The sequence below is a fragment of the Herpetosiphon sp. NSE202 genome (genome assembly GCF_042688385.1).
Taxonomy (GTDB): Bacteria; Chloroflexota; Chloroflexia; order Chloroflexales; family Herpetosiphonaceae; genus Herpetosiphon.
In genome coordinates this window covers 257,403-271,811 of the sequence record NZ_JBHUPY010000001.1, presented here as the reverse complement: position 1 = coordinate 271,811, position 14,409 = coordinate 257,403, and the positions used below count along the sequence as shown (strand labels likewise).

Genomic DNA, 14,409 nt, shown 5'->3' with positions numbered 1-14,409 from the left:
CAACAACTACATGCCTTGGCGCAATACGGGGCAATCGTTGATTGATTGCGCTAAGGCTTCATGCTATACAACGAGGTATGTTATGCGGCAGCATTACACAAGCGATGTTTTGGTGATTGGCACAGGCGGGGCTGGTTTACGGGCAGCAATTGAGTTGCACGACCAAGGCTTGAAGGTTTTGTTGGTTGGCAAGCGGCCAAAAGCCGATGCCCACACGGTTTTGGCTGCTGGCGGCATCAACGCTGCCTTGGCGACGGTCGATCCTGAAGATACATGGGCGATTCACGCCGCCGACACTTTGCAAGAGGGCAGAATGCTCGGCGACCCACGCATGGTCGAATTGCTCTGCCAACAAGCGCCGCAGGCCATTGCCGAATTGGAAGCTTGGGGCATGCCATTTGCCCGCACAAGCACTGGCATGATCGATCAGCGCTATTTTGGCGCGCATCGTTATCGCCGCACCAGCTTTGTTGGCGATTACACGGGACTTGAGATTATTAATGCCTTGATGCGCGAAGTTGAGCGCCGCCAAATTCCAATTCTCGAACGAGCGTATATCAGCGATTTGCTGCACACTGGCAATCGGGTCAATGGCGCATATGGCTTTTGGCTGGCCGATCAACGCCAATTTGTGATTGAAAGCAACGCTGTCATTTTGGCAACGGGCGGCCATATTCATATTTACCAACGCTCCTCGTCGCGGCGACGCGAAAATACTGGCGATGGCATGGCTTTGGGCTTGCACGTTGGCGCACACTTGGCTGATATGGAATTAGTGCAATTCCACCCATCGGGCATGATTTTCCCGCATGAATTGGCCGGAACCTTGGTAACCGAAGCAGTGCGCGGCGAAGGCGGGCGACTCTACAACCGCCATGGCGAGCGGTTTATGCAGCGCTACGATGCCGAACGCATGGAATTATCGACCCGCGACCGCGTGGCCTTGGCCAATTACACGGAAATTATTGAGGGTCGCGGCAGCGAGCATGGCGGGGTTTGGCTCGATATTAGCCACATGCCAGCAAGCTTAATTCACGAACGCTTACCACGGATGGTTGAGCAATTTCAAGCTGTGGGCGTTGATATTACCCGCGAGGCCATGCAAATTGCGCCCACCGCCCATTATTCGATGGGTGGCTTGAAGGTCGATCCATTTAGCCATGCGACCAATGTTGCTGGCTTGTATGCTGCTGGCGAGGTAACCGCTGGCGTGCATGGAGCCAATCGCTTGGGCGGCAATAGTTTGGCCGAAATTTTAGTCTTTGGGCGGATTGCAGCTCAGCATGCTGCCGAATATGTGCGCCAACACAGCGAGCAGCCAGTCCAAGCGGCGCAAATTCAGCAAGCAGCTGAACGCTTGGCGTGGGCTAGCCAGCAAGCAGGCGATTTCCAGCGCAGCCTGATCGATCAATTGCAGCAGCTGGTTTGGCACGGCGCAGGCGTGGTTCGCAACGAACAAACGCTCGAAGCCAGCCTTGATCAACTGCATACGCTGCGCTCGCAAGCCCAACAACGCTCAGTTGGAGCAGCCGATTTGGCCGCCAGCTTAGATTTACAATCAATGTTGTTGACCGCAGAAGCCACGATTTTGGCAGCCTTGATGCGACCAGAAAGCCGTGGCGCACACCAACGCAGCGATTTTCCGGCAACTGATCCATTATGGCAACGCACAATCGTCATCAAGCCGTATCGCGATCAAACTGAACAGCTACGGCTTGAGCTTACAACCGAGTTAATTCCAACCGCCAGCGCGGAAGTGCAAGCAGCTTTGAACCAACAAGAATACAGTGTGGCTGGAAGGCTCGTTGAATAACTATTTTTAATCCACGAAGGACACGAAGGACACGAAGGCTATATAATTTATGTCCTTCGTGGATCAACATAAGCCCAATCTCCTAATCCCCCATCCCTATGCTCTATGTGTAATAGTTCATTGGATTGGCAACCGTGTCCCCTCACCCCCCAGCCCCCTCTCCCACGAAAACGCGGGCGAGGGGGAGCACCCATTTTCACCACGCCGTGCGGGAGAACCACGCGATGAAAGCCCCTCGCCCGCCACGTGGGAGAGGGGTTGGGGGGTGAGGATCAAGCCGTGGTTAACCTGATGTACCAGTACATCTATGTTCTATGCTCTATGTTCTATGTTCTACCTTCTGCATTCCTATGTTAAACTAACCGCATCGTATGCTCAACCAGAATAACAACGCCGTTGTTGTGCCAAACTGAGGAAACAATGACACAGAATGAAGCAATTGTGGTGCTTGATTATGGCTCACAATATAGTCAGTTGATTGTGCGGCGGGTTCGTGAGGCGGGCGTTTATAGCGAATTAGTGCGCTTCGATGCCGATGAGGCGACGATTGCCGCGCTCAAGCCCAAGGGCGTGATTCTTTCGGGCGGGCCAAATAGCGTCTATGCTGAAGGCGCACCGCAGCTGCCAGACTGGGTTTTGGCCAGCAATTTGCCAGTTTTGGGCATTTGCTATGGCTTGCAGTTGCAGGCGCATCATTTAGGCGGCAAAGTTGCGCCATCCAACGATCGCGAATTTGGCCATGCCGTGATCACGATTACTGCTGAATCGCCGCTCTTGGCCGATATTCCTAGCGAACATTCGGTCTGGATGAGCCACGGCGATCGCTTGGAAACCCTGCCTGCTGGCTGGCATCCAATTGCGGTTAGCCCCAATTCGCCCTATGCAGCGGCTGCCGATGAAGCGCGGCGCTGGTATGGGCTGCAATTTCACCCCGAGGTCGTGCATTCGCCCTATGGCAAGCAAGTGCTGCACAATTTTATCTACCGGATTTGCGAATGCGCTGGTAGCTGGCAGCCAAGCCAGTTTATCCAAGAAGCAGTTGAGCGAATACAGCAGCAAGCGCCAAGTGGCCAAGTGATTTGTGCACTGAGCGGTGGAGTCGATTCGGCGGTGGCGGCCTTATTGGCGCATCAAGCCATCGGCGAGCGCTTGACCTGTATTTTTGTGGATAACGGCTTGTTGCGGCGCGGCGAGGCCGAGCAAGTTTCGCACACCTTCCGCGATCACTTCCAAATTGAATTGATTACGGTTGATGCTGCCGACGAATTTTTGGGCGCGCTGGCTGGCGTAACTGACCCAGAGCAAAAGCGCAAAATCATTGGCGAGAAGTTTATTCGAATTTTCGAACGTGAAGCCCGCAACCTCGACGATGCAGCCTACTTAGTGCAAGGCACGCTCTATCCTGACGTGATCGAATCGACAGCGCCAGATCGCAACGTGGCGGTTAAGATCAAAACCCATCATAACGTTGGCGGCTTGCCCGCTGATATGAAATTGAAGGTCATCGAGCCATTGCGCATGTTGTTTAAGGATGAAGTGCGCGCGGCAGGCTTGGCGTTGGGCTTGCCCGAAGATTGGGTTTGGCGACATCCCTTCCCTGGCCCTGGTTTGGCCGTGCGTTTGCTGGGCGCAATTAGCTTCGAGCGCTTGGAAACCTTGCGCCATGCCGATGCGATTTTCCTTGAAGAATTGCGCGCGGCGGGCTTGTATCGCGCTACCCAACAGGCCTTTGCGGTCTTGTTGCCAGTTCAGAGTGTTGGCGTAATGGGCGATTATCGCACTTACGCCGATACGATTGCGATTCGCGCAGTCAGCACCGAGGACTTTATGACCGCCGATTGGGCGCGCTTGCCCTACGAACTGTTAGCGAAAGTCTCCAGTCGGATCGTTAACGAAGTCACTGGGGTCAATCGGGTGGTCTATGATATTTCCTCAAAACCACCAGCCACTATCGAATGGGAATAACTGTCTGACCGAATCAAACCCATTCTAGCAGGAGTATAGACCACCAAATTACGGTGGTCTATGTTGCCAAATGAGCACTATGAGCGATTTGCATCAATTAGTTTTGTTGACCAAATTGGCAGCTCCGCACACCCCAAGTACGCTGGTTGAGCGCCAGCATGTGCTTGAGCGCCTAGCCGTTCGCGGGCGCGTAACCCTGATTACCGCGAGCGCAGGCAGCGGCAAAACCACCTTGCTCAGTGCAATGGCCGCTGAGCGCCAGCGCGTTGCCTGGCTCACCTTAGATAGTAATGATAATGATGCAATTCGCTTCGCCCGCTATCTGATTGCCGCCCTGCAAACGCTTGAACCAGCCTTAGGCAGCAATGCCTTGGCCTTATTGAATGGCTTGCAGCAACCAGCAATCGAAGCAGTGTTAACCTTATTGATCAATGAAATTAGCGTCGCTCAGCTCGCGCCAATTGTGCTGGTGCTCGATGATTATCATTGGATCGATACACCAGTGGTGCATACGGCGCTGGCTTGGTTCATCGATCAGCTACCAACCCAATTGCACCTGATTATCGCCAGCCGAACTGTGCCGCCATTGCCGTTGGGGCGCTGGCGCGGACGCGGCTACCTCAGCGAAATCGATGCCAACGTGCTGCGATTTAATTCTGCTGAAACGACCCAATTGCTGCGCCAAACCCTCAGCGATTTGCCCGATCAAGCAACGATCGATTGGCTGACCGAACGCACCGAAGGCTGGGTTGCTGGGCTACAATTGGCAGCGCTTTCGGCCAAAGATCGGGCCAATGTCCAACAGTTATTAAGTGGCTTTAGCGGCAGCCATCGCTATATTTTCGATTACTTGGCCGAAGAAGTGCTCGATCGGCTTGACCCAGCGACGGTTGAATTTTTGCTTGCTACCAGCGTAGCCGAACGCTTGACCGGAGCTTTATGCGACCAGCTTTTAGATTGGCAGCCAGGCACAGGTGCGCAAATGCTGGTGCAATTGGAGGCAGCCCAACTCTTTTTGGTCGCGCTCGATGATGAACGGCGCTGGTATCGCTATCATCATTTGTTTGCCGAATTTTTGCGTTTTCGGCTCCAGCAGCTCGATCCGCAAGCGCCAACCGAATATTTGCAACGCGCCAGCGCTTGGCATGCAGCCAACAACGATTTGAACACGGCGATTAGCTACAGTTTAGCAGCCAACGATCATCAACAAGCGACCAATTTGATTGCCCAATTTGGCCGCGATGCCTTGATGCGTGGCGAGGCTTTGAGTGTGCGCAATTGGTTGGCGCGCTTGCCAGCCAGCCAACTCAGCCAATCCAGCCATTTGGCCTTAATTGCAGCTTGGTCGCAATTGCTAACCGTCGATATTTTGGGCATCGAAGAACATCTGAACCAAGCCAGCGCCCAGCTTGCAGCCTTGCCCCAAGCCGAGCAAGCCCGCGCCAAAGCCGAAATTGCCACGATTGAAGCGGTGTTGTTGCGCTTTGGCGATAATATCGAGCATTCGATGCGCCATTCGCAGGCAGCGCTTGAACTCGTCGAACACGACGATTTGGTGCTACGCGGCATTTTGCTGGGCAACTTAACCGTTTCGGCGCGCTTAACTGGCAATTTAACCATTGCCGTGGCGGCGGCCAGCGATGCAGTGACGATCAATCAACGCAGTGGCAACACCTTTGCCATGCTCTTGGCGATTGCCGATCTTGGCCAGATTCAAGCGCAACAAGGCGATTTGCGCAAGGCAGCCGCAACCTATCGCCGTGGCATTGAGCTAGCCAGCGAGCGTGGTTGGCATCAAGTCCCAGCCTTGGGCTTAATTCACGTTGGCTTGGGCGAAGTCTGTTACGAATGGAACCAGCTTGAGCAAGCCCAAACCCACGCCGAGCAGGCAATTGCAATTGCCCAAATTAATGGCTATTTGGATATTGCCACCGATGGCTATCGTTTGCGGGCACGAGTTGAGCATGCCAACAACGAGCGGCGCAATAGCCAAGCCTCAATTGAGCAAGCGCTGCATTTTGCCCAACGCAATAATGTTGGGCGCTTTGTCAACGAAGTGCAAGCCACTCAAGCCCGCATGGCCTTGATTCTCGGCGATCTGGCTACGGTGCGACGTTGGGCGCAAAGCGTTCAACAAACAGTTTGGCAATGGCAGCAGGTCGGCGCGGCCAATACCTATGCCCGCTGGCTAATTGCCAATAACGAGCCGGCCCAAGCGATTCAACTCGTTCAACCATTGCTGCAACAAACGCTCAAATATGGCGGCAATCGGTTGGAATGGCTGTTGAGCTTAGCATTGGCCTATGCCGCCCAAAATAACCCCAAGCCTGCCCAAACCCAACTCGAACAAGCTTTAGCAATCAGCGAGCATGAAGGCGCGTTGCGATGCTTTCTTGATGCAGGCCCAGTGCTGGCCCAATTGCTGCGCGAAGGCACGAGCTATGCCGCCCAACGAGCAGCGATTGTAGCCGCAATGTTGCAACACAGTAGCACTGCCAGCGCCGCCCAAAGCCTCAACGAGCCGCTCAGCGAACGCGAAATCGAAGTGCTGAAATTATTGGCGTTGGGCCATAGTAATGCCGAAATTGCTGAACGTTTAATCATTGCGATCGGTACAGTTAAACGCCATGTCAATAATTTGCTCGGCAAGTTGAATGCGCGCAGCCGCACCGAAGCAGTGGCAATCGCCCGCGACGAAGGTTTATTGCATTAACCAATCAAAATAATGAGTGTAGGGAGAACACTATGGGGCATCGCGCCAATTTAGTTATCGTGACTGAAACCAGCTATGAGCTGTATTACGATCATTGGATCGCCAATACTTTGCCGTTTCAGGTTTTTTGGGGGCCGGAACACGCCCTCAAACTTATTCGCCTGCAAGCCCAACACGAGCCAGATCAATGGACAGATCCCTATAGCATTGAGGCTGGAATCTTAATCGATCCCTTCAAGCAGGTTGTGCTGCTCTTTGGTTGCGAGAATGAGCCATTAGATCTCAGCAAGCAAGCTATTTTGGTTGAGTGTATGGGCTACCAATGGCCTAGTTGGAAGATTCAATGGGCGTATCGCAAAATGTATGATTTTGCGCTGTATCTTGGGATATTCGATGATTTTTGCCAACGCTTTCCGCTAATATATGATCGAAAAGAGCGGATGGCTCAAGTAGAACCACCTCAGTTTCAGGTGCTTGCTGCTGATGCGAGGGTGTTGACCTTGCTCAGTATCCGGTTTAATGATGGCCAAGTGTATTTCTTTCCTTTACACGAAGATGTGTTTAATTTGCTCTATACTCCGCTGCAAGCTTTTGATGGTTTGCACCCGCACTTAATCTATCAAACATTTGATTTAAGTCTAATGCATAAAGAGTTAGTTGATTGTTTGCATCTTGATCTGCAACAGCAGGTTGTGCATGTCTGGAGTGCTGACATTAATCCAAATCTGCAATTATTGCCGCATCCTTGGCCTGGCTGGCGCTTGCACCACTATGGCTATGATTTTAACCAATATCAGCAACTCGTTGATCAACAAGTAACCTTACCAATTGTGGATTATGCAGCTGCGTGGGATGCAATTAAAACTAATTTATTCAATAGTGATCAAAATCAAGCATTTAATTTTTTCACTGAAATTATTGCCCAAAGCAAGGCCCAATCAATTCAAATCTACCCTGATACATTAAAGCACCACGAATATCACCTGTCCTTGGAGCAGCGCGAGGCATTATTGGCGGCGACTGAGGCGGCATTTCGCCAAGCACATGGTCTATAATACCAAGGTGATTCAGCGGAGGGCACGGCTATGCGCGCGGCGGTATTAACTGGCTTTTTGGGAACAGGCAAAACAACCTTGCTCTTGGCGGTCGCCAATGCCTTGGCTGATCGGGGCGAGTATGTGGCGATTATCGAAAACGAGCGCGGGAGCGTCGGCATCGATGGTCGCTATTTGCAATCGCAGGGCATGACCGTGCGCGAATTGCGGGCTGGCTGCGTCTGTTGCGATTTGGCCTTGCCTTTGCAAATTACGGTGCAGCGCTTGAGCGAGCATTATGAGCCAGATTGGCTGCTGCTCGAAGCCAGCGGCATTGCCAAACCTGAATTGCTCAAAGCCAGCTTGCAACACCCAATGATTAGCCAGATCAATTGGCGCTTTATTGCTTTGGTCGATCCGGTGCGCTTTGGCAAAATGTGGCACGATAGCTATGGCTTAGGTGATTTGCTGCGCGGCCAAATTAATCTCGCCGATGTGATTGTATTGCCCAAAAGCGATTTAGTAGAGCCAAGCGTGCTTGAGCATGTCGCCGCCGAGATTCGCAGTTTGCGCCCCGATGTGCCAGTGATTCCGTTTACTGCCGACGATCCGGCGGCAACCACCTTGATGCTACGGGCATTTAGTGAGCCATTGCGCTAAAGGAGCAACCACATGCTAGAAATTGGCGCAGCAACGATTGTTGAGCAACTCGAACTTGCAGCAACCAACCAGCTTCAAGCGCTGTTTGAAGCCGCCTTGCAAACCGCCGACGAGTGCATTTGCACCGCCGCGCCTGAGTGGCTTGGCCATTGTAAATTAATGCTGGATACAGGCGATCAGGTGTGTTATGTTTCGCGCACCGAAGCTAATGGCCATAATTCGTGGAGCAATGCACCGAAGCCATTGGCTACTGCAACCAAGGCCGAGATTACAATCTACATTGCAGTCTATGGCATTGATGATCGCCATGCCCAGCTTGCGGCTCAGGCAGCCCAAACCATGCTCAAGCAATTAATGTGATTCGCGACTAACGTAGCGTTTTTCATATTCTTGAGTGGTACAGAGGCTATGCAAATCGGGATTACGATCGAGCCAGACAAAGCCATCAAGATGATCCATTTCGTGCTGGATGATGCGCGAGAGGCTGCCTGTGGCTTCAATCCGTTGCTCCTCGCCAGCCAAGGTATAGGCGACGACCGTTACGCCAAGCGGGCGTTGCACCAGCCCCCAAATGCCAGGAAAACTAAAACACGATTCATAGCGCTCGTCTTCCTCGCGGCTCCAGCGCTCAAAACGGGGGTTGACCAAGACCAAATTTGCTTCAGGGGTATCGATCAAAATCAGGCGTTTGAGCACACCAATTTGCGGAGCGGCAATACCTCGGCCATAGCCAATGCGTTGGCGCATATCGGCCAAGGTATCGCGCATGTCATTCAAAATTCGCGCTACTTCAGGGCTGGTTGGGTCGACGAAGGGAGTTGCTGGCTGGCGTAACAATGGGTTTCCAAGCTCGATCAGTGGTACAACCGCCATAGCAGGCTCCTTGGTGTTTTAGAATAGCTTGAAACGGCTAAATGCCCAACCTTGGAACAGAAAAATCGCGCCAACAATTGCAAAAACCGTTGGATAAGCAATTTTAACAATATCGAGCATAATCACGATCCCTGCCCAAACTAAAAACGCCGCCCCAATCCCGAGGCTCATCTGGCTAAATAATTTGCGCAGGTCGGCCACCCGACCAGAACGATTGGCGAAAAACGTGGTTGCTGCGGCCATCCAAATGATGCCGCAGCACATGATAACTGCTGGAAGTGTGAGAATCAATGCTCGCATTATTTTAGTTTATCCAATATAGCTTTTAATTCGGATTGATCATTATACGACACCGAATCGATTCCATCGTCGAGCACTTTGCGCGCCTCTTCGATATTGCCTTTGCCTTGGTAGCAATAGGCTTTGCCGATATAGGCGTTTTTAAGCGAAGAATCGTATTCGAGTGCGGTACTGTATTGATCAATTGCCGCATCGTAATCTTTCCTATTGTACAAGACATTGGCTTTGCCGAGGTAGGCGGTTGCAAAATCGGGCTTTAGGTCAATTGTTTGCTCGTAGAGTTTCAAGGCCTCGTCATAATAGCGCGTTTCGTAGTAGGTATCAGCTAGCCCAGCAATCGCATTTGGGTAATCGGGATCGCGCTCTAAAGCCTTTTTGAAGGTTGCAAGCGCTTTATCGGTATCTTTGGTATCGTAGAGATAGACATAGCCTAAATCAACATAGACCGAAAGCCACGATGGCGCGCCTGCCAAAGCTGCCTCATAATCGCGAATCGCCGCCTCATAATCGCTCTGCGGGTCGCTCGAATTGTTGCGGCCAAGCCACCAGTTGGTCAGCGCGCGGCCATTTAATGCGTTGGCATCTTTGGGGTTGCGCTCAAGCGCCTGATCAAAGAATTGCTGCGCTTCTTCATATTTACGTTCGTAAATTTGCGTCCAGCCCTTGCCTGCAAAGGCCAGGCCATAATTCGGGTCGAGCGCTAAAGCATCGTCGAATGATTGATAGGCTTTGGCAAAACGCTGCTCGGCAGTATCCGATTCGCCTAAGTAGAGCGCAACTCGTCCTTGTTCAGCATAAAAATAGCCAATATTATTGCGCAGCAACGGCAATTGTTCTTGTAAACCAATCGCCCGATTGAAATTATCAATCCCATCGACGACATATTCTTTGCCAGCTCCAGCGTCGCGACTGGTTTCGTCCTGATAGACGACCCACTGCACATAGCCCTTGGCACTATAGGCCATGGCTTGTTCAAAGCGCGACCGATTGGCTGCCAGCTCAATCGATTTATCGGCATCGGCCAAGGCTTGCTTGAGCAAATCGCTATCGCCAAGTTCGTTGCCAACATCAGAGCGAGCAGTGGCCCGCGCTACATAAGCCAAAGGATTATTACCATCCAAACGCACTGCTTCTTCGGCCTCGGCCAAGGCTTCGTTATGCTGGCGATTATCTGAATGCACTTGGCTGAGCCACGCATGACCGCTTGCTTGATTCGCATCGAGCGCAATTGCTTTGCGAATAGCCTCATTTGCATCAGGCGTTTGGCCCCGCATCAGATAAGCAATCGCCAGTTTTTCGTGCGCTTCGAAGCTTTCATCATCGGCAGCGGTTGCTTCTTTGTAAAGATTGATCGCTTCGATCAAGCCGCCACGCCGTTCAAATGCTACGTCGCCTTGGGCAATAATATCTTCGGCATCGCTGCTATTGGCCAAAATAATGCCTACGACTGCCGCAATTAACAACAAAACGCCTACGCCAATCCAGATCGTCATTTTTTGCTTGTTGCGCTGGGAAGAAGCGGTTGCTGTTGGCGCATAGGCCGCCGGGCTTGGTTGGCTAATTGGCTGCTGATGGTACTGCATGGTTTGGCCAGTGACAGGCATAATCGCTGGCTTGGTGGCTTGGGTATTAGCCGCTACATAGCCATCATACGGCGATTGGTTGTACATTGGCACTTGTTGATTGCTTGGATTGCTTGGATAGCTAGGCCGAACCTGCTGATTACTCAGCGGCGTTGGCTGATACGGTGGCACAGCCGCCTGTTGGTTACTCATCGGAGTTGCTGGGTAACTTGGCGTTGGCGCATACTGTGGTTGTTGGTTTGGCACAAAGGCTGGCGTTGCAGGAATGTTTGGCTGCGCCCCATTGTTGGCTTGGCGCAAGGCCTCAAAAAAATCAGCAGCGGTTGCATAACGTGCTTCGGGCGTGCGCGCCAAAGCTTTCATCAATACATCTTCAACCGCCGAACGCATCGTTGGCACCAAATCACTTGGCGCTCGCGGTGCCCGAATAACCCGCGCCAACAGCACTGCTTGGGGATTATTGGCCACAAATGGCATTTGCTTAGTCAGCATTTCATAGGCCATAATTGCCAACGAATACAAATCGCTCGCCGCGCCTACTGCCAAACCTTGGGCCTGCTCCGGCGACATATATTCAGGCGTGCCCATCACCGTGCCAATTTGGGTTAGCCCAGAGTCGCTGCTGCCGCCACGCGCCAAGCCAAAGTCGGTCAAATAGACCCAACCTTCTGGCGTAATCATCACATTCGAGGGCTTGATGTCACGGTGAATGACACCCTTTCTATGGGCATAATCGAGCGCCTTGCCAATTGGCTCAAGCAACTCCAACACGCGATTGACCGACATTGGGGCTTCTTGCTCAATATTTTCCTTGAGCGTATTGCCCTCAATGTATTTCATCACGATGTAGTGAAAGCCTTCAGCTTGGCCAGTTTCGTAGATAGGCACAATATGGGTATGTTCAAGCCCAGCTGCTGCCCGCGCCTCTTGCTGAAAGCGCGCAATATAACTTTGGTCAAAGGTCATCTCTGGGGGCAACAATTTAAGCGCCACCGTGCGATTGAGGTTTTCTTGGTAGGCACGATAGACCATCGCCATCCCACCCTGACCAAGTTTATCAACAATTTTGAAATGATTGAGCATGCGCCCAATCAACTGGGGATCTTGCATATAAAAAGACCTCACAATAATTCATTGTGTCGGCTCAGTCTAGACGATCTCAGGGCTTTTGTGAATAGTTGCAGGGGCGAGTAAGCTGAGATTCTGCTGAGAGTATGTTGGCGCTTCTACGCACTTGGTTGGAGTGGTGTTTCAAGCGCTGCAATTAATGGTGATTGTTAGCACAATCTCTGCCAGCGTTCGCCTATTTGTGCCAGCGCAACGTGAGCAAACGCGGCGGTTGATTCAGATCATCGTTATGCCAATGTTCGTGCAATTGGCTCAACTGCAAGCCAGCCTTGGCCGCCGCCAGCAAAAAATCGCTGATATGATGGGTAAAAGCCGGAACCTGAATGATACCTTCTTGGCCTTGGAAGCGAGCTTGCGAGCCTTGATACTGGCGAAACGGGTGTAATTCGGAAACGACTAATTGCCCGTTGGCACTCATAGCTTGGCTGGCTTGAGCGAAAAAATGATCGAGATCAGCCAGATGCTCAAGCACCAAATTTGTCACCACCAAAGCGAAATGGCCGCTAGCGACTGGCCATGCTTGAGTTAAATCTGCCTGCTGAAAGTGCACATGGGCTGCATTGATTTTGCTGCGGGCTTGTTCAAGCATGCCTGCTGAAAAATCCAGCGCCACAACTTCAGCCCCAAGCGTGCTAAAAAACTGCGTATTTTTGCCCGTGCCACAGCCCAACTCCAAAATTGCTTGATACTCTTGGCCCTGCAACAGCTCGCGCATCAATTGCTGATCAAGGTCGCGGGTGCGGTTATGGTCGCTATCATAGCTCGTAGCCCATTGATTATAGGCGTTTTGAATCGACATTGGCTGCTCCTGTAATCTATCAAGCCTTGAGGATAGCAAGCCACAGCCAAGCCAACATCGGCCATTTGATGCACTTTAACGCCCAATCGCAGACCAAGCGGCCTGCGATTGAAAACCCGAATTGATTGCGATTTAGACGAAGGCGGCCACACCAGTAATTTCGCGGCCAACGACGAGCGTATTGATCTCGTTACTGCCCTCATAGGTATAGACCGCTTCCATATCGGCAAAATGGCGCGCAATATGGTTTTCGAGCAACAGGCCGTTGCCGCCAAAGATTTCGCGTCCCAGCGCCACAATTTGACGGGCCTTGGCCGAATTGTTCATCTTGGCCAGCGACGATTGACCATCGGTCATCAAACCTTGGTCGCGCAGCACGCTCAAGCGCCAGGTGGTCAATTCCATGGCCACAACTTCGGCCAACATCTTGACCAATTTTTCTTGAATGAGTTGATAGCCAGCAATTGGCTTGCCAAATTGCTTGCGTTCTTGACTGTAACGCAAAGCCATTTCGTAGGCTGCTTGGGCATGGCCAACGCCTTCCCATGCGACACCAAAGCGGGTATTGGCCAGCACAACGGCGGTATCTTTGAAGGAGCGGGCTTTTTCAAGCCGATTGCTGGCAGGAATACGACAATTGTCGAGTTTGATTTCTGCATTCCAAAGCGCGCGCTTGGCAATTTTGCCGTGCATCACCGTCGCTTCAAAACCAGGCGTATCTTTTTCGACCAAAAAGCCGCTGACTTGGTTGGTTGCTTCATCGCGTGCCCAAACAATAATCACATCGGCAAACGAGGCATTGCCAATCCAGCGTTTCTCGCCGTTGAGCACATAGTGGTCGCCTTCAAGCCGTGCCGTGGTTTGAATATGCGAAGCATCTGAGCCGTTATGTGGCTCGGTGAGGGCAAATGCGCCAATTTTTTCCATCGAGGCCAATTTGGGCAACCAATATTCTTTTTGGGCTTCCGAGCCGCAGTAGTAGATGCTCGACATTGCCAAGCCACTGGTTACGCCAAAAAAGGTACAGACCGAGCCATCGACCTTGGCCATTTCGGCAGCAACCAAGCCAGTTGCCACACTCGATAAACCGGGGCAGCCATAGCCCTGAATCGTGCCGCCACAGACCTTGAGTTCAGCCAATTTGGGAATCAATTCGAACGGAAATTCGCCCTTCTCCCAATATTCGTTGATGATTGGCTTAACTTCACGTTGCATAAAGCTGCGCACCCGATCACGGACTTCGCGCTCTTCAGGCGTTAACAGCAAATCAAATTGGTAGAAGTCCAAGGCGGGATCGTTGGTATGCTCTTGCATCGTCATTGATGGATCTCCTTCTATGATTTTGCGTCGGATCGAGGATGACGCACTGCGTTATTACTATACCACAGTTTTGAGAAGGATGAAGGATGAATTATGAGGGATGAAGGGAAAATCAAAAGGCAAAAGGCAGAAATCAAAAAGCTGTTTTAACCACGAAGAACACGAAGGACACGAAGAAAGGCTTTAACACAGCGGCGCAGAGGGAATTTGGCTATGGGCTA

11 protein-coding genes are annotated in these 14,409 nt (G+C 51.8%); 6 read left to right on the top strand and 5 right to left on the bottom strand.

Features of this window, described 5'->3' with window-relative positions:
• Positions 1-82 precede the first annotated feature (82 nt).
• From ACFMKP_RS01125 to ACFMKP_RS01100, 6 genes are all read left to right on the top strand, one after another.
• The gene (locus ACFMKP_RS01125) at positions 83-1,813 is read left to right on the top strand and encodes an FAD-dependent oxidoreductase (protein ID WP_382288276.1); all 1,731 of its coding nucleotides are present in this window, start codon (positions 83-85) and stop codon (positions 1,811-1,813) included.
• Positions 1,814-2,233: 420 nt separating this feature from the next.
• Complete coding sequence (gene guaA / locus ACFMKP_RS01120) at positions 2,234-3,778, top strand: glutamine-hydrolyzing GMP synthase (protein WP_382288274.1); 1,545 nt, start codon at positions 2,234-2,236, stop codon at positions 3,776-3,778.
• A gap of 79 nt (positions 3,779-3,857) precedes the next feature.
• Positions 3,858-6,491 carry a LuxR C-terminal-related transcriptional regulator gene (locus ACFMKP_RS01115; protein WP_382288271.1) on the top strand — a complete coding sequence of 878 codons (2,634 nt, stop codon included), beginning with the start codon at positions 3,858-3,860 and terminating at the stop codon, positions 6,489-6,491.
• A gap of 32 nt (positions 6,492-6,523) precedes the next feature.
• Positions 6,524-7,546 (top strand): hypothetical protein, encoded by a 1,023-nt coding sequence (locus tag ACFMKP_RS01110; protein ID WP_382288269.1) that lies wholly within the window; start codon positions 6,524-6,526, stop codon positions 7,544-7,546.
• A gap of 30 nt (positions 7,547-7,576) precedes the next feature.
• Positions 7,577-8,185, top strand: a complete 609-nt coding sequence (locus ACFMKP_RS01105; protein WP_382288266.1) for a CobW family GTP-binding protein — start codon at positions 7,577-7,579, stop codon at positions 8,183-8,185.
• Positions 8,186-8,197: 12 nt separating this feature from the next.
• Positions 8,198-8,545 carry a hypothetical protein gene (locus ACFMKP_RS01100; protein WP_382288263.1) on the top strand — a complete coding sequence of 116 codons (348 nt, stop codon included), beginning with the start codon at positions 8,198-8,200 and terminating at the stop codon, positions 8,543-8,545.
• On the opposite strand, the gene ACFMKP_RS01095 is transcribed toward ACFMKP_RS01100, so the two are convergent.
• From ACFMKP_RS01095 to ACFMKP_RS01075, 5 genes are all read right to left on the bottom strand, one after another.
• On the bottom strand, positions 8,537-9,058 hold the full coding sequence (locus tag ACFMKP_RS01095) for a peptide deformylase (RefSeq protein WP_382288261.1): 522 nt from the start codon (positions 9,056-9,058) through the stop codon (positions 8,537-8,539). The two genes, ACFMKP_RS01100 and ACFMKP_RS01095, sit on opposite strands and share 9 nt — an antisense overlap.
• Before the next feature lie 18 nt (positions 9,059-9,076).
• On the bottom strand, positions 9,077-9,358 hold the full coding sequence (locus ACFMKP_RS01090) for a hypothetical protein (protein WP_204754886.1): 282 nt from the start codon (positions 9,356-9,358) through the stop codon (positions 9,077-9,079).
• Entirely contained in the window at positions 9,358-12,051 is a 2,694-nt protein-coding gene (locus ACFMKP_RS01085) for a protein kinase (protein ID WP_382288258.1), read from the bottom strand. The genes ACFMKP_RS01090 and ACFMKP_RS01085 overlap by 1 nt, the downstream gene beginning before the upstream one ends.
• A 193-nt stretch (positions 12,052-12,244) precedes the next feature.
• Complete coding sequence (locus tag ACFMKP_RS01080; RefSeq protein WP_382288256.1) at positions 12,245-12,868, bottom strand: class I SAM-dependent methyltransferase; 624 nt, start codon at positions 12,866-12,868, stop codon at positions 12,245-12,247.
• Between the two features lie 132 nt (positions 12,869-13,000).
• Complete coding sequence (locus ACFMKP_RS01075) at positions 13,001-14,188, bottom strand: acyl-CoA dehydrogenase family protein (RefSeq protein ID WP_382288253.1); 1,188 nt, start codon at positions 14,186-14,188, stop codon at positions 13,001-13,003.
• Positions 14,189-14,409 lie beyond the last annotated feature (221 nt).